Annotated in this window: 17 protein-coding genes; 8 read left to right on the top strand and 9 right to left on the bottom strand. The window is 70.6% G+C overall.

Going from position 1 to position 15364, the window contains the following annotated elements:
* Positions 1–2: 2 nt before the first annotated feature.
* Both ACODT0_RS16310 and ACODT0_RS16305 read right to left on the bottom strand, forming a co-directional pair.
* A complete protein-coding gene (locus ACODT0_RS16310; RefSeq protein WP_489041725.1) occupies positions 3–1202 on the bottom strand; it encodes a serine hydrolase domain-containing protein in 1200 nt (399 codons plus the stop codon).
* Between the two features lie 10 nt (positions 1203–1212).
* On the bottom strand, positions 1213–1572 hold the full coding sequence (locus ACODT0_RS16305) for a winged helix-turn-helix transcriptional regulator (protein ID WP_057591576.1): 360 nt from the start codon (positions 1570–1572) through the stop codon (positions 1213–1215).
* A gap of 114 nt (positions 1573–1686) precedes the next feature.
* Between ACODT0_RS16305 and ACODT0_RS16300 the strand changes: the two genes are divergently transcribed.
* Positions 1687–2568 (top strand): NAD(P)-dependent oxidoreductase, encoded by an 882-nt coding sequence (locus tag ACODT0_RS16300; RefSeq protein ID WP_489041724.1) that lies wholly within the window; start codon positions 1687–1689, stop codon positions 2566–2568.
* A 15-nt stretch (positions 2569–2583) separates the two neighbouring features.
* Here the strand turns inward: ACODT0_RS16300 and ACODT0_RS16295 are convergent, their stop codons facing one another.
* A complete protein-coding gene (locus ACODT0_RS16295; RefSeq protein WP_296741756.1) occupies positions 2584–3711 on the bottom strand; it encodes an alpha/beta fold hydrolase in 1128 nt (375 codons plus the stop codon).
* Positions 3712–3843: 132 nt separating this feature from the next.
* Here ACODT0_RS16295 and ACODT0_RS16290 point away from each other — a divergent pair, with 132 nt between their 5' ends.
* The 3 genes from ACODT0_RS16290 (at position 3844) to lpxO (ending at position 6954) form a co-directional block, all read left to right on the top strand.
* On the top strand, positions 3844–4533 hold the full coding sequence (locus ACODT0_RS16290) for a response regulator (protein WP_057591573.1): 690 nt from the start codon (positions 3844–3846) through the stop codon (positions 4531–4533).
* Positions 4530–5966, top strand: coding sequence for a sensor histidine kinase (locus tag ACODT0_RS16285; protein ID WP_489041722.1), 1437 nt, complete (start codon positions 4530–4532; stop codon positions 5964–5966). Before ACODT0_RS16290 ends, ACODT0_RS16285 begins: the two co-directional genes overlap by 4 nt.
* Positions 5967–6057: 91 nt before the next feature.
* The gene (gene lpxO, locus ACODT0_RS16280) at positions 6058–6954 is read left to right on the top strand and encodes a lipid A hydroxylase LpxO (protein WP_489041721.1); all 897 of its coding nucleotides are present in this window, start codon (positions 6058–6060) and stop codon (positions 6952–6954) included.
* A 19-nt stretch (positions 6955–6973) separates the two neighbouring features.
* Here the strand turns inward: lpxO and ACODT0_RS16275 are convergent, their stop codons facing one another.
* Positions 6974–7657: a phosphatase PAP2 family protein gene (locus ACODT0_RS16275; protein ID WP_261210757.1), complete on the bottom strand. Its 684-nt coding sequence runs from the start codon at positions 7655–7657 to the stop codon at positions 6974–6976.
* 89 nt (positions 7658–7746) lie between these two features.
* Here ACODT0_RS16275 and ACODT0_RS16270 point away from each other — a divergent pair, with 89 nt between their 5' ends.
* Both ACODT0_RS16270 and ACODT0_RS16265 read left to right on the top strand, forming a co-directional pair.
* The gene (locus tag ACODT0_RS16270) at positions 7747–8430 is read left to right on the top strand and encodes a response regulator (RefSeq protein ID WP_057591570.1); all 684 of its coding nucleotides are present in this window, start codon (positions 7747–7749) and stop codon (positions 8428–8430) included.
* On the top strand, positions 8427–9773 hold the full coding sequence (locus ACODT0_RS16265; protein WP_057591602.1) for a sensor histidine kinase: 1347 nt from the start codon (positions 8427–8429) through the stop codon (positions 9771–9773). Before ACODT0_RS16270 ends, ACODT0_RS16265 begins: the two co-directional genes overlap by 4 nt.
* Here ACODT0_RS16265 and ACODT0_RS16260 read toward each other — a convergent pair whose 3' ends face one another.
* Positions 9774–10895 (bottom strand): acyltransferase family protein, encoded by a 1122-nt coding sequence (locus ACODT0_RS16260; protein WP_489041720.1) that lies wholly within the window; start codon positions 10893–10895, stop codon positions 9774–9776.
* An 84-nt stretch (positions 10896–10979) separates the two neighbouring features.
* Here ACODT0_RS16260 and ACODT0_RS16255 point away from each other — a divergent pair, with 84 nt between their 5' ends.
* Positions 10980–11216 carry an oxidoreductase-like domain-containing protein gene (locus tag ACODT0_RS16255; RefSeq protein WP_057591568.1) on the top strand — a complete coding sequence of 79 codons (237 nt, stop codon included), beginning with the start codon at positions 10980–10982 and terminating at the stop codon, positions 11214–11216.
* Here the strand turns inward: ACODT0_RS16255 and ACODT0_RS16250 are convergent.
* Entirely contained in the window at positions 11180–11650 is a 471-nt protein-coding gene (locus tag ACODT0_RS16250; protein ID WP_057591567.1) for a helix-turn-helix domain-containing protein, read from the bottom strand. The two genes, ACODT0_RS16255 and ACODT0_RS16250, sit on opposite strands and share 37 nt — an antisense overlap.
* Positions 11651–11727: 77 nt before the next feature.
* Here ACODT0_RS16250 and ACODT0_RS16245 point away from each other — a divergent pair, with 77 nt between their 5' ends.
* Positions 11728–12591, top strand: coding sequence for a class I SAM-dependent methyltransferase (locus ACODT0_RS16245; RefSeq protein ID WP_489041719.1), 864 nt, complete (start codon positions 11728–11730; stop codon positions 12589–12591).
* A 3-nt stretch (positions 12592–12594) separates the two neighbouring features.
* On the opposite strand, the gene ACODT0_RS16240 is transcribed toward ACODT0_RS16245, so the two are convergent.
* Genes ACODT0_RS16240 through ACODT0_RS16230 form a run of 3 tightly spaced genes read right to left on the bottom strand, consistent with a single transcriptional unit; the run spans position 12595 to position 15260 of the window.
* The gene (locus ACODT0_RS16240) at positions 12595–13365 is read right to left on the bottom strand and encodes an ABC transporter permease (protein ID WP_296741781.1); all 771 of its coding nucleotides are present in this window, start codon (positions 13363–13365) and stop codon (positions 12595–12597) included.
* A gap of 9 nt (positions 13366–13374) precedes the next feature.
* Complete coding sequence (locus ACODT0_RS16235) at positions 13375–14226, bottom strand: ABC transporter ATP-binding protein (RefSeq protein ID WP_261210761.1); 852 nt, start codon at positions 14224–14226, stop codon at positions 13375–13377.
* Positions 14226–15260 (bottom strand): ABC transporter substrate-binding protein, encoded by a 1035-nt coding sequence (locus ACODT0_RS16230; RefSeq protein ID WP_057591563.1) that lies wholly within the window; start codon positions 15258–15260, stop codon positions 14226–14228. Before ACODT0_RS16230 ends, ACODT0_RS16235 begins: the two co-directional genes overlap by 1 nt.
* Positions 15261–15364: the final 104 nt, after the last annotated feature.

Here is a 15364-nt window from a genome sequence, read left to right as displayed (position 1 = left end):
GGTCAGCGCAGCACGCGCCAGGCCCGCACCGCGCGCAGCAGCGACCACAGGCCGGCCTCGGCCGGCACCTTCTTCTCGTTGAACGACACGGCGACGTAGATGTCGTCGGCCGGCACGTAGGCGACCACGCTCGTGAAGCCCTCGATGCCGCCGCTGTGGCCCAGCATCAGGCCCGGCCCGTCGGGCACGTCGTAGAGCTGCACGCCCATGCCGTACGAGGCATTGCCGCCGCTGTAGGGGCCGAGCATCGCGGGCATGTCGCCGAACATGCGCCGCACCGTGGCCGGCGGCAGCACCCGGCCGCCGAGCAGCGCATGCCAGAAGCGCACGAGGTCGCCCGCGGTCGAGGCCAGCGCGCCCGCGGCATAGGGCGTGGCGTACTGGTCGGGCGCCTCGACCGGCCGACCGCCCGCGTGGCCGCTGACCACGGGCAGTTCGACGCCGGGCCGGCGCATCGTGGTGTGCGTGAGCGCGAGCGGGCCGACCAGCCGCTTCGCCAGCACCTGCTCGAAGGACGCGCCCTCGAGCCGTTCGACGATGACGCCGAGCATCGCGTAGCCGGTGTTGCTGTAGCTCCAGTTCGTGCCGGGGCAGAACTGCGGTTTCTGCGCGAGGCCCATGGCGATGATCTCCGCGGGTGGCCGGTACTTCGTGCCGAAGTCGGGCAGCGCATTGAAGCTCACGAGGCCGCTGGTGTGGCGCAGCAGGTGCTCGATGGTGACGAGCCCGGCGTTGGGCGCCTCGGGGAACCAGCGCTCGATGCTGTCGCCGAGCGCGAGCCGGCGTTCCTCCACGAGCTGCAGCACGATCGTGGCGGTCAGCGTCTTGGCGGTGCTCGCGACCTGGAAGCCCTGGTCGGGCCGTACCGGCTCGCGCGGCTCGGTGCGCGCCAGGCCGCGGGTTGCCCGCCAGCTGCCTTCGCCGGGGAGCGCGACCGCCACGCTCGCGGCCGGCACGTGCTGCAGCATTTTGTCGAGCGCATCGCCGAGGCTCTTCTGCAGGTCGGCGGGCAGCTCGCCGTCGATCGCGCGGCCGAAGTCGCGCTGCCAGACCGCATCGGGCGCGGAGCGCCGCGGCGGGCCGGCATAGGCGGCGCGGACCGAGCAGCCCTCGTCGGCGCGCGCGCTGCCCCATGGCAGTGCCATCGCGATCATCGTGGCCAGCGCGTTGCGGCGCGCCGGGTCGTTCAGCGTCGTTGTCATCCGATCTCCATCAGCCCTGCCTGGCCGCTTCCGACTGCTTGCGCGCCGCCTCCACGCGCTTGGCATAGCGGTCGCCCCAATCGGCGAGCGGGCCGAGCGCCGCGTTGAGCGTGGCACCCAGTTTGGTCTCCGAATACTCGACGCGCGGCGGCACCTCGTGGAACACCTCGCGCGCGACCACGCCGTCGGTCTCGAGCTCGCGCAGCTGCTGGATCAGCATCTTCTCGCTGATGCCCGGCAGCATGCGCCGCAGCTCGCCGAAGCGGCGCGGCTGCAGGTGCAGCTCCCAGAGGATCAGCGCTTTCCATTTCCCGCCGATGACTTCGAACGCGGGGCCGATGCCGCAGACGTAGGGCTTCTTCGCTGCCATGCCTTCTCCAATACTGACATTTTGGTAAGTACCGAACTTTATCGTAGGTACTTGACCATCGGGAGGTGCGATTTCTACCATGCGGCCATCGTCAATCCTTTTCGGAAACACCCCATGAGCAGCAAGCAGAAGATCACCGTCATCGGCCTCGGCGCGATGGGCGCCACCATCGCGCGCCTCTACCTCGAACAGGGCCACGAAGTCACGATATGGAACCGCAGCGCCGACAAGGCCGCGTCGCTGGTCGCCCAGGGCGCGGTGCTGGCCGGCAGCGCCGCCGCCGCGGTGCGCGCGAGCCGCGTGGTGCTGATGTGCGTCTACGACTACCGCGCGGCCGACGCGATCCTCGGCGCCGAGGGCGTGGCGGCCGCGATGGACGGCCGCCTGCTGGTGCAGCTCACGACCGGCAGCCCGCGCGACGCGCGCGATGCGCAGGCCTGGGCGCAGCGCCACGGCGCCACCTTCCTCGAGGGCGCGATCCAGGCCGCGCCCGAGCAGATGGGCCAGGGCGACACGCCGATCCTGATGTCGGGCGACGAGCAGGTGTTCCGTGCCGTCGAGCCGCTGCTCGCGGTGCTCGGCGGCGGCATCGTCTACCTGGGCGAGAAGATCAGCAACGCCGCGGCCATGGACCTCGCGACGCTCTCGACCATCTACGGCACGATGCTGGGCTTCCTGCACGGCGCGCGCGTGGCCGAGTCGGAGGGCTTCGACGTGGCCGAGTTCGGACGCATCGTCGCGGGCATCATGCCGACCTTCGCGGGCTTCCTGCAGCACGAGGGCGCGGTCATCCAGTCGGGCGACTTCAAGATCTCGCAGAGCCCGATGCGGATCTCGGTCGAGGCCACGCAGCGCATCCTTCAGACGGCGCGCGAGAGCGGCATCAACAGCGAGTTCCCGGCCTTCGCGGCCGGCCTGTTCCAGCGCGCCGATGCCGCGGGGCTCGGCGGCGAGGAACTGGCGGCGCTGATCAAGCTGCTGCGCGCGCCGAATTGACGCCACCGGCCGGCCTCAGGCCCAGCGCATCGCCTCGATGGCGCGCACCAGCTCGGACTCGCGCTCGATGAAGAAGTCGCCGTGGCAGGCGTCCTCGAGCACGAGCTGGTGGCGGGTCTTCAGCGCCGCCATCAGGCGGGCCGCGTCGTCGACGCGCACGTAGCGGATCGCGCGCAGGTAGGCGGCCGCGTCCTTTTGCGTGGCATCGTCCAGCGTCTCGGGCAGCGCGGGGAAGATGTCGCGGATGTCCCCGGGCATCGCGGTCACGACGAGAGCGGGCGCTCGCACCGGCGTGTAGTCGGGCGAGAAGGAATGGCTGGCGGTGTCCATCGCGTCGGCCACGGCGGCGGGCGTGTTGAGGCGCACGCTGCCGTCGGGCCGTGGGTCGAGCTGGTCGCGCAGGTTGGCCTCCAGCGGCGCCGACCAGTGCCGCACCGTGCGCCGCGCATAGGCGATCGCCGCCTCCATCGAGGCGCCGTCCTCCTCGTTCGGTACTGGTTCGCGAAACAGCCGGTTGTCTGGCACGGGCAGACCGCCGGTGCCGGGGTTGCGCGTGTGGTCGAAGGTGGCATCGAGGTAGACCAGCCCGCGCACGCGCTGCGGATGCCGGCCCGCGAAGCGCGTGAGCTCGTTGCCCGCGATCGAATGGCCCGCGAGCACCACGCGGTCCAGCCCGAGCCCGTCGAGCAGCGCATGCAGGTCGGCCACCAGCGTGTCGACCTCGTAGTGCTCGGTGGCGGTGCGCACCGGCAGCGGCTTGTCCGACTGGCCGTAGCCGCGGCGGCTCACCGCGATCACGCGCGAACGCGGCGCGAGCGCATGGGCCAGGCCGTCGAAGACGTAGGCATTGGCGCCCAGCCCCGGCAGCAGCACGATGGCCGGGCCGCGGCAGTTGTCGCATTGCCAGTCGCGCACATGCAGCGAGACATCGTGCGCCACCTTCACGCGCCGGTCGGTCACCGACACCACGATCGGGCCGGCGGGCGCACTGGCCTGCGGGGCGACCGGATGGCTGCTGCCGCCGCAGCCGCCGAGGGTGACGAGGCCGCCGAGGCCCGAGAGCGACACGGCCGAGGGCCAGGCCAGCGCGGCGCGCAGGAAGGCGCGCCGCGGCGGGAAGAAGAGGGGGTGGAACCGGGGCATGGCGCGCAGTGTGGGCAACCGACCTGAAGCGCGGCTGTGGCCTTCATGAAGGAATCCTGAAGTCTTCGAAGGCCGCTTGGCAGATACTTCCGGCTCCCCAGGTGCCGGGCGGCGCACCGCACGGAGACTGTCATGAATCTTTTGCTCGTGGAGGACGACCTCGAACTCGGCAACGGCGTGCGCATCGCGCTCGCCAACCAGGGCATGGACGTGGTCTGGGTGCGCCGTCTCGACGATGCCATCCGTACCCTCGACAGCGGTGCCTTCGACATGGTGCTGCTCGACCTCGGCCTGCCCGACGGCGACGGCATCGAGCTGCTGCTGCGCCTACGCCGCGAGCGCCAGATCCTGCCGGTGCTCGTGCTCAGCGCGCGCGACGCGCTCAACGACCGGCTGCGCAGCCTCGACGACGGCGCCGACGACTACCTGGTCAAGCCCTTCGCGCTGGCCGAGCTGCTGTCGCGCGTGCGCGCGCTCGCGCGCCGCAGCTACGGCTTCGACGACGAGACCATCCGCATGCGCGGCCTGGCGCTGCACGAGCCCACGCGCGGCGTGCTGGTCGACGGCCAGCAGGTGGAGCTCTCGCGCTGCGAGTTCGACCTGCTCGCGCTGCTGCTCAAGCGCACCGGTCGCGTGGTCACGCGCCGCGTGATGGAGGAACAGGTGCTGCCGGGCGGCCCGGGCATCGGCAGCAACTCGCTCGAGGTGCACATCTCGAACCTGCGCCGCAAGATCGGCCAGGGCTACATCCGCACCGTGCGCGGCATCGGCTACGTGGTCGACGCCCAGTCGCTGGCGCGCGCCGGCAGCCCGCGCGCATGATCCGTGGCGCGCTGCGCTTCATCGGGCGGGTGATCCAGCCCTCGCTGATGCGCCGGCTGGTGCTGGCGCAGATGGCGGTGGTGGCGGCGCTGTGGACCTTGATCGTCGGGCTGCTGTTCTACGACTCCTACAAGGACCCGGAGCTGCTGCGCTTCGGCAAGATCTACGAGAGCGTGGCGGCGATCGCCATCAACCTGGCCGACGACCCGAAGCGCCAGTACGACACCCTGCATGCCTTCGACCTCGCGCTGATGGAGACCGCGAGCGACGGCAACGCCGAATCCGACACCTCGCCGATGCTGCAGGTGTGGCAGCGCGGCAAGCTGATCTACCGCACCACCGACAGCGTGCCCGAGATCGTCAACAGCGCGCCCGACGTCATCGAGACGGTGCACGCGGGCGGGCGCGAATGGCGCGCGCGCACGCTGCATTCGCCGCAGCTCGACACCCGCGTGATGATCGCCGAGCCCGGCATCTGGCGGCTGGTGGTCAACATCACCTACCGCGGCTATTACCTGCTGCCGCTGCTGGTGAGCCTGCCCTTCCTGGTGGTGCCGGCCTGGCTCACGGTGCGGCTCGCGCTGCGGCCCTGGCGCCGCGTGAGCCGCGAGACCTCCGAGCGCGGGCCGGCCGATCTCACGCCGCTGTCGTACCGGCCGCCGCACCGCGAGCTGCAGCCGCTGGTGCAGAGCATCAACACGCTGCTGCAGCGGGTGCGCGACAGCACCACGCGCGAGCGCAGCCTGATCGCCGACGCGGCCCACGAGCTGCGCACGCCGCTGGCCGCGATGCGTGTGAACGTGGAGGCGCTGAAGGCGCAGAGCATCGATTCGGGGCAGCGCGAGCTGATGGCCAACCTGCTGCGCAGCAACGACCGCGCGACCCGGCTGGTGGGCCAGCTGCTGCAGCTCATGCGCAGCGACGCGGTGTCCGATGCCGCGCTGCCGGTGGCGCTGTCGCTCGACGCGCTGGTGCAGGACCGGCTCGCGATGATCGAGGCCGTGGCGCATGCGCGCGGCGTCGAGCTCGAACTGGCCTGCGAGGGCGAGGTGCCGGTGCTCGGCGAGCGCGAGAGCCTGGTGTCGATGGTCGACAACCTGGTGGACAACGCCATCAAGTACAGCCTGCGCCGCACGGTCGTCAAGGTGCAGGTGGCGCGCGAGCAGGACCAGGCGGTGCTGCGCGTGGCCGACCAGGGACCGGGCATTCCGCCGGGCCTGCGCGAGCGGGTGTTCGACCGCTTCTTCCGCAGCCCGGGCCAGGCCCAGAGCGGCAGCGGGCTGGGCCTCGCGATCGTCAAGTCGGTGGTCGACAAGCATGGCGGCAGCGTGGTGCTGGAGACCGGCGCCGGCGGCCGCGGGCTGCTCGCGGTGGTGCGGCTGCCGCTGGCGGTCGACGGGCAGGCGCAGCCGATGCTCGAGGGGCGCGGCTGAGGGCACCAAGACCCCGCTCAGCCCCGCCGAAGTGTGAAGATTTAAAATGCCGGGTGCTCTCCGGCACCCCTCCCGAACAGGACACTCCCCCATGAAGTGGGTCATTCTCGCCATCTTCGCGCTCAGCGCGCTCTACGTGCACTTCCGCGGCCAGGTGCGCCACCGATTCTTCCGCCAGCTGTCGGACCATTCGACCTTCCTCGCGCCGCTCAACGTGTTCATGTACATGTTCTCGAAGGTGCCGAGCACGCCCTACCTGTCGCCCAAGGAATTCCCCGAGATGCGCGTGCTCGAGGAGAACTGGGAGATCATCCGCGAGGAGGCGCTCGCGATGCGCAACGGCGGCAGCATCAAGGCCTCGAGCCAGTTCAACGACGTGGGCTTCAACTCCTTCTTCAAGAGCGGCTGGAAGCGCTTCTACCTCAAGTGGTACGACGAGGCCCATCCCTCGGCCGCGGTGCTGTGCCCGCGCACGACCGAGCTGCTGCGCGGTATCGGCACCATCAAGGCCGCGATGTTCGCCGAGCTGCCGCCCGGCAGCCGGCTGGTGCGCCATCGCGACCCCTTCGCGGGTTCGCTGCGCTACCACCTGGGCCTGTGGACGCCGGGCGTGGAGGGCTGCTACATCGACGTCGACGGCCAGCGCTACCACTGGCGCGACGGCGAATCGGTGGTGTTCGACGAGACCTACATCCACTATGCCGAGAACACCACCGACCACGACCGCGTGATCCTGTTCTGCGACATCGAGCGTCCGCTCAAGTACCGCTGGGCCAGCGCCGTCAACCGCTGGTTCGCGAAGAACCTGCTGGCCGCGGCCAGCTCGCCCAACGATGCCGGCGACAAGACCGGCGGCATCAACCGCGCCTTCAAGTACATCTACCAGATCCGCGTGATCGGCAAGCGCCTGAAGGCCTGGGACAAGCGCGTGTACTACCTCGTGAAGTGGGCGATCTTCGGCGGCCTCGCGCTCTGGATCTTCTGGTAGTGAAGGGCCGGGCGCCGCCTCAGGCGCCCACCAGGATCAGCCGGCGCCGCGCCGGGCCGGTGATCCAGCTCATGAAGCCCGCCAGCGCCGTGCCGCCGAGCACGTCGAGCAGCACGTGCTGGCGCGTGGCCAGCGTCGAATAGACGATCCCCGCGGCCCACAGCCAGTTGAGCGCCAGCACCCAGCCGGGCGCGTCCACGCTGCGCAGCTGGCGCGTCATCAGCACGGCCGTGAACACCGCGAACGACACGTGCAGCGAGGGAAAGGCATTGCCGCCCGCGTCGGTGCTCTTGAGGAACTGCAGCGAGGGGTACTGCGCCCAGTCGACCGGGAAGGCCGGCACGGTGGTCGGAAAGAGCCAGAACACCACGAGCCCGATGGCCGCCATCAGCGCCGCCGCCTGCGCATGCAGCAGCAGCTCGGCGCGGTCCTTCGCGAAGGCCGGCGCGAGGCCGACGTAGAGCCACAGCGAGCCGTAGAGCGGCAGCGCGTCCTCGCTCAGCGGCACCCAGTGGTCGATGGCCGTGAGCGGCATCGTGAGGGGCAGGCCGAGCGGGTGGTGCATGACCCAGAAATACAGCACGAAGAAGCCGGAGATGCCGAGCGTGGTGCCGAGCATCTTGGTGACCCAGAGCGTGGCGATGCGCCGCAGCAGCGCCGCGTGCCATGGCGTGCCGGCGAGGCGGGACGAGAGGGGTGTCACCTGGGCTCCCTGGATGGATGAACCGGCCAGGGTAGGCGAGGGCATTGCGTGAACATTACGGGGGCCGCCCTCTAGAATTCCCGCCCGATATGAGAATCCTGCTGGTCGAAGACGAAGCCGAACTCGCGCAGGCGCTGGCGGCGGCCCTGCGCCAGAACCAGGCGGTGGTCGACGTGGCCGGCTCGCTGCGCGAGGCGCAGGACGCGGTGCTCGCGGGCCAGCATGAGGTGATCGTGCTCGATCGCGGCCTGCCCGACGGCGACGGCCTGAGCCTGATCGAGTTCCTGCGCGCCAGCGGGATCGCGGCCGCGGTGCTGGTGCTCACCGCGATGGCCGACATCTCCGAACGCGTGCTGAGCCTCGACGGCGGCGCCGACGACTACCTCGCCAAGCCCTTCTCGATGGACGAGCTGATGGCGCGCGTGCGCGCGCTCGCGCGCCGTCCCGCGCTGCGCGCGAACCCCGTCACCGCGCTGGCGCGGCTGCGCTTCGACCACCTGCAGCGGCAGGCGCATGTCGATGCGCAGAGCCTGCTGCTCACGCGGCGCGAGCTGCTGGTGCTCGAGGCCCTGCTCGAGCAGCGCGGGCGCACCGTGCTGCGCGAGTCGCTGCACGACCGCGTCTACGGGCAGGAGGGCGACATCCATTCGAACGCGCTCGACACCCATGTCTCGCGCCTGCGCTCCAAGCTCGACAAGTCGGGCGCCCAGGTCGAGATCCACGCCATCCGCGGCGTGGGCTACCTGCTGTGCGCGGCGCCGGGCGCCGCATGAAGCTGCTGTCGCTGCGCTGGCAGCTGATCTGGAGCCTGATCCTGCTGCAGGTGGTGGTGGGGCTGCTGGTGATGGGCGGCTTCATCGGCCTGGCCTGGGTGCTGGGGCGGGTGGTCGACGAGACCGGCGAGGAGACGGTGCGCGTGATCCGCGATGCGGTCGTGCGCGCGGACGACGGCGTGCTCGCGCTCGCGCCCACGCCCGAGTTCGAACAGCTGCGCGGCAACGCCGGCGCGGGCCTGTGGTTCATCGTGCGCGATGCGCAGGGCCACCAGCTCGTGCAGGGCGAGGTGCCCGAGCGCTACCTCGGCCTGGCCGGACGCTTCGACGGCATCGACCGCGTGTGGATCGACCTCGCCACGAGCAACGGCCAGCCGAAGGCGCGCTTCGAGCGCGTCGAGACGCGCGCCGGCCCGGTCGCGATGATGGTTCAGACCGGCAGCCCGCTGTCGATGAAGAGCACCCTGCGCGGCACCGGCGTGGCCTTCCTGTTCCTGGTGGCGCCGATGGCGCTGGTCACCTGTCTCGGCGTGATCCTCGCGACGCCCTTCGTGGTCAAGCGCGGCCTCAAGGGGCTGATCGCCACCGCCGCGCATGCCGAGAGCATCGACGTGCACGAGCGCACCACGCGGCTGCCGCTCGATGGCGTGGCGAGCGAGATCCGCCCGCTGGTGAATGCCGTCAACCGTGCCTTCGACCGCCTCAACGAGGGCTACGACCGGCAGGAGCGCTTCCTGGCCGACGCGGCGCACGAGCTGCGCACGCCGATCACCATCCTGCAGATCCGCCTCGAGGGGCTGCCCAACGATCCGCTCAAGGTCAAGCTGATGCAGGCCTCGGCGCGCCTGGCCACGCTGGCCGAGCAACTGCTCGACCTGCAGCGGCTCGACGGCGTGGTGGTGCAGGCGCAGCAGGTGGACCTGAAGGCGCTGTGCGAGCGCGTGGCGGCCGACCTCGCGCCGCTCGCGATCATGAACCGCTGCACCCTGTCGGTCGATGCGCCGCAGGCGATCGTGGTCGGCGGCGATGCGCCCTCGCTCGAGCGCGCGCTGACCAACCTGATCCAGAACGCGATCGAGCACGGCGGGCAGGGCTGCGACATCCAGGTGCGGCTGTGCGAGCCCTTCTGCATCGAGGTACTCGACTCGGGCCCTGGCATCCCCGAGTCGGAGCGCGAGCGCGTGGTCGAGCCCTTCCACCGGCTGGTGCCGCGCGGGCGCGGCGCCGGGCTCGGGCTGCACCTCGTGGCCGAGGTGGCGCATCTGCACCGCGGGCGGCTCACCATCGGCAGCAACGACACGGGCGGCGCGCGGATGCGGCTGGAGCTGAACCTCGGGACCTGATCAGGCCTGGCGCAGCCAGCGGTTGCAGGGCTCGGAGAAGCCTCGTGCCACCACCTGCCCCAGCAGCCCCGACACGGCCAGCAGCGCGAGGTAGCCGAGCGGAATCCACATCGCCGGCAGGCCCGATTGCTGGAACCACCAGGCACCGGGAATCACCACGAACATGTGGCTCAGGTAGACCTCGTAGCTGTATCGCCCGAACCAGCGCAGCGGCGCCGCGGCCGCGCCCGCGCACCAGCGCCAGGGTCGCCAGTGCGCCGCCACAAGCAGCAGCGCGAGGCCCAGCTCGAGCAGCGTGACCTGCAGGCCGAAGCGCGTGAGGCCGAGCTGGAACACCTCGCGCCGAAAGCAGAACACGCCCGCCACCAGCAGCGCGCCCGCGGCCAGCAGCAGCCGATGCACCGTGGCCGAGGGCGCGCGCGGCACGCGCTGCGCGAGCAGCGCCGCGAGGCAGCCGAAGGCGATGCCGTCCATGCCCGAGAGGTAGGCGTGGTCCTGCCACAGTTCGTTGTCGCTCCACACGCTGCGCGCCAGCGGCCCGAGCGCGATCGGCACCAGCATCAGCAGCGCGAAGCGGCGTTCGCCGCGCGCGAGCAGGCACAGCCATGGAAAGCCCAGGTAGAAGGCCTCCTCGACCGAGAGCGACCACAGCACGCCCCAGGGGCCGGGCAGGTAGCCGACCTGCGCCTCGAGCCAGTTGAGGTGCAGGCCCAGCGCCGCGAGCAGCGCGCGCGGCAGCGAGACCCTGGTCGTGTCGAGCGCGAACCAGGCGCTGCCCGCGAGATGCAGCACGCTCAGTACCGCGAGCAGCAGCACGAGGCTCGGCAGGATGCGCGCCGCGCGCAGGCGGTAGAAGGCGCCGGGCGGCACGCGCGACAGCGTGCCCCAGCGGCGCAGCGACGCGCTCGCGATCAGGTAGCCCGACACCACGAAGAACGCGATCACCGCGTAGTAGCCGCTCCGGAACAGGAGGCCCTGCAGGCGTGGCCCGAGCGCCTGCGCGAGCTCGGGCGGACCGAAGGGCAGGCGCAGGTTCGCATGCAGCAGGATCACGAAGACCACCAGCAGGCCGCGCAGCAGGTCGACATGCGGCAGGCGGGGCAGGGCATCGGAGCGGACCATCGCGGCGATTCTGCGGACGAACGCCCGCGCGGCCTGAAGGGCTACTGAAGCACCGACAATCGCGCCTCGACCGTCCCGCACCGCATGCCCGATTCGCCTTTCGCCGACCCGGCCCTTCTCGCCACGCCGACCGACCTTGCCAGTGCCCAGGCCCTGATCGCGCGCATCGCGCCGCTGCTCGCGGCGCGCGGCCTGGCGATGCGCGCGCCGCCGCCCGAGCCCACCACCTGCTGCGGGCGCGGCTGCAACGGCTGCGTCTGGGAAGGCTGGCTCGCGGCGGTCGCCTACTGGCGCGACGAGGCCTCCTTGCTGCTCGATTGAGCGGCGCGCTTGCGCGGCGCCTTGCGATCGGGTGCCGCGATGGCGCCCGTGCCCGCGGCGCGCAGGATGCGCCGGAATGTCGGGCATTCCATGTGGCTGGGCGCGCGGCACACGGCCGCGTGCCGCAGGCCGTCGCGCATCGCGGCGAGCTGGCGGATGGTGCGGTCGAGCTCGTCGGCCTTGGTCTCGAGCATGCCGCGATCGATGCGCGGCTGGCCGTCGGGCGCGAACATGCGCGCGATCTCGTCGAGCGAGAAGCCGGCGGCGCGGCCCAGCGAGATCAGCGCCAGCTTCTCGAGCACGCCGGGATCGAACAGCCGGCGCAGCCCCTGCCGGCCCGTCGAGGCGATCAGCCCCTTCTCGTCGTAGAAGCGCAGCGTGGAAGCGGGCACGCCCGATTGCCTCGCCACCTGCGCGATATCCAGTGGTGCCATCCTCTTGACCTCAAGTCGACTTGAACTTGCATAGTGCGTTCTCCGCCTTCCGAAGGCAAGCCAGAAAGGAAAGAAAGATGCACGACACGCAAGAGTCCGACAGCGAGCAGTCGCGGCTGTGGAACGGCCCGGCGGGCCGCGCCTGGGTCGACCGGCAGCCGCTGCTCGACCGCCTGTTCGCACCGCTCGGCACGCTGCTGATCGAGTCCCTGGCCGGGCATTCGCTCGGTCGCGTGCTCGACGTGGGCTGCGGCACCGGTGCCGTCACGCTCGCGCTCGCGAGCCCGTCGGGCGATGCTGGCGAATGCGTCGGCATCGACATCTCGGCGCCGATGATCGAGGCCGCCCGCGCACGCGCCGAGCGCGAGGGTTCGCGGGCGCGCTTCGTGTGCGCCGATGCCCAGGCCCATGCCTTCGCGCCGGCCGGGTTCGACACCCTCGTCTCGCGCCTCGGCGTGATGTTCTTCGACGATCCCGTCGCGGCCTTCGCGAACCTGCGGCGTGCCGCGCGCGACGGTGCCGCGCTGCGCTTCCTCGCCTGGCGCGCGGCCGCGGAGAACCCGTTCATGACCACGGCCGAACGCGCGGCGGCGCCGCTGTTGCCTCGACTGCCCGCGCGCCGGCCGGGCGCGCCGGGGCAGTTCGGCTTCGCGGACCGCGAGCGGGTCGAGTCCATCCTCGCGCAGGCCGGCTGGGGCGCCATCGCGATCCGTCCCGTCGATCTGGCCTGCAGCCTGCCCGCGCGGGAGCTCGTGCCCTACCTGAGCCGCCTCGGGCCGGTCGGCATCGCGCTCGAGCAGGCCGATGCGGCAACGCGCGAGCGCGTCGTCGAGACGGTGCGTGCCGCCTTCGAACCCTTCGTGCAGGGCGACGAAGTGCGCTTCACCGCGGCCTGCTGGCTGGCCGGCGCGCAGGCCGCGAGCGCGGCCCGGCCGGCATGACGCTCACTGGTTCTGCGACCCGCGGTGCGCCCAGCCCGTGGTGTGTTTCTCGATCACGCTGAAGAGTTCGTACATCAGCATCGCCATCGCGCCCACCACCATCAGCCCGGCGAAGGCCAGGCCCATCTGCATCGACGAGCCGGCCGAGATCAGCAGGTAGCCGATGCCTTCGTTGGCCGCAGTCATCTCGCTGACCGTGGTGCCCACGAAGGCCAGCGTGATCGCGACCTTGAGCGAGCCGAAGAAGTAGGGCATGGAGCGCGGCAGGCCGATCTTCACGAGCACGTCCCAGCGCTTGGCGCCGAGCACGCGCAGCACGTCCTCGAGCTCGGGCTCGAGCGTGGCGAGGCCGGTCGCGATGTTGACCATGATCGGGAAGAAGCTGATCAGGAAGGCCGTGAGGATCGCGGGCCCGATGCCGATGCCGAACCACACGACCAGGATCGGCACGAAGGCCGCCTTGGGCAGCGCGTTGAAGGCCGTCATCAGCGGATAGATGGCCGCGTAGGCCAGGCGCGAGCTGCCGATCACGAAGCCGAGCAGCACGCCCACCACGATCGCGAGGCCGAAGCCCGCCATCGTGACCCAGAAGGTGCGCCAGGCATGGCCCGCGATGATCTCCTTGAACTCCCAGAACTGGTTCCAGATGCGCAGCGGGCTCGGGAAGATGAAGTCCGAGACGCCGAAGCCCGCGCAGATCACCTGCCACAGCAGGATCACGGCCACGAGCAGCAGCCAGGGCGACCAGCGTTCGAGTTGCTTGTTGTTCTTCATGGCCGCTCCTCAGTGGGCCACCGCGGCGGCACCGCTGGCGCCGGCGGCATTGCCGCGGATCGCGCCGATGTGGCTGCGCAGCTCGAGCACGATGTCGGTGAACTCCTTGGTGTAGGTGAGCTCGAGCTCGCGCGGGCGCGGCAGCTCGATCTCGCGCTTCACCACGAAGCGGCCCGGGCTCTTGCTCATCACGTAGACCGTGTCGGCCAGGAACACCGATTCGCGCAGGTCGTGCGTGACCAGGATCACGTTGAAGCGCTGCTCGGTCCAGAGGTCGCGCAGGATGCACCAGAGCTCCTCGCGCGTGAAGGCATCGAGCGCGCCGAAGGGCTCGTCGAGCAGCAGCATCTTGGGCTCGTGGATCAGCGCGCGGCAGATGCTCGCGCGCTGCTGCATGCCGCCCGAGAGCTGCCACGGGAACTTGTCCTCGTAGCCGCCCAGGCCCACCTTCTGCAGCAGGCGGCGCGCGCGGTCCTCGTATTCCTTGCGCTTGGCCTTGAAGTTCGAGCGGTAGGGCTCGACGATCTCCAGCGGCAGCAGCACGTTGTCGACCGTGGTGCGCCAGGGCAGCAGCGAGGGCGCCTGGAAGGCCATGCCCGAGATCTTGAGCGGCCCGGTCACCGGCTCGCCGTCGATGCGGATGCGGCCCATCGAGGGCATCTTGAGCCCGGTCGTGAGCTTCATGAAGGTCGACTTGCCGCAGCCCGAGGGGCCGACGATGGCGATGAACTCGCCGCGCCTGACCTTCAGGTCGATGGCCTCGACCGCGAAGTGGTTGGCGCGCAGCAGCTCCTCGTTGTAGGCGAGCCAGACGTCCTGGAAGTCGACGAAGGGGGCGGCCTCGTTCGCGGCGTCCGCCATCACTTGCGCAGGATTCCGCTGAGTTCGGCGGCCGGCGGCAGCAGCGCGGCGGTCCACACGGCCTCGGGGCTCACGCGGGTCTTGGTGTTGAAGGCATCCGACACCTGCGAGGCCATCAGCGACAGGCGGCCCGCGTTGACCGCGCCGAAGCCGTCGGCGCGCGCGTCGGCGCTGTTGATCACGGTGTCGATCGCGAGCTGCAGGCGGCGCGTCTCGAGCTTGCTGTCGACGATGCCGTCGCGCGCCTTCACCGACTCGATGCCCTGCGCGGGATTGGCGATCACTTCCTTGGCGCCCTTGGCGAAGGCCGAGAGGAATTTCTTCACCGCCTCGGGGTTCTCCTTGATGAGCTTGGGCGAGGCGATGATGACGTTGCCGTAGAGCTTCACGCCGTAGTCGGGGTAGGGCAGGATCACCACGTCGGCCGTCTTGGCGCCGCGCGCCTCGAGGTTGAGCAGCGAGGTGAAGGTGAAGCCGGTGATGGCGTCGATGTCGCCGCGCATCAGCATGGTCTCGCGCAGGGTCGGGTCCATCGCGGTCCAGTTGACCGTGCCGATGTTGTTGGCCTTGGCGAAGATCGGGAACGCGCGGCGTCCCGCGTCGAACACCGGCGCGCCGAGCTTCTTGCCCGTGAGGTCGGCGGGCTTGGTGATGCCGCTCTTCTTGAGCGTCATGACCGAGGCCGGCGTGTTGTTGTAGACCATCATCACCGCGACCGGCTTGTTCGGGCTGTCGGGGTTGTTGGCGTGGAATTCCATCAGCGCCGCGAGGTCGGCGAAGCCCATGTCGTAGGCGCCCGAGGCCACGCGCGTGACCGTGCCGCCCGAGCCGTTGCCCGCGTCGATGGTCACGTCGAGGCCGGCGGCCTTGAAGTAGCCCTTGGCGGCCGGATGCAGGAACAGCGCGGCCGGTCCCTCGAAGCGCCAGTCGAGCTGGAACTTGATCGGCGTCGTGGCCTGGGCGAAGGCCGAGGGCAGGCCGAAGCTCAGGGCCGAGGCGGCGAGGAAGGACTGGAGCAGATGGCGCTTGTTCATGCGGGCTTGGTTCCGTGAAGGTGAAATGCTTCCGGATTCAAGCAAAAACGGTGCCCGCACGTGATTGGTGCGAACCCTTCCCGCGTCTCGATGCGGTGCGTCGC

The organism is Variovorax sp. FG153 (assembly GCF_057809595.1).
The sequence above is the reverse complement of the archived record's forward strand: the minus strand, read 5'-3'. Positions and strand labels throughout refer to the sequence as shown.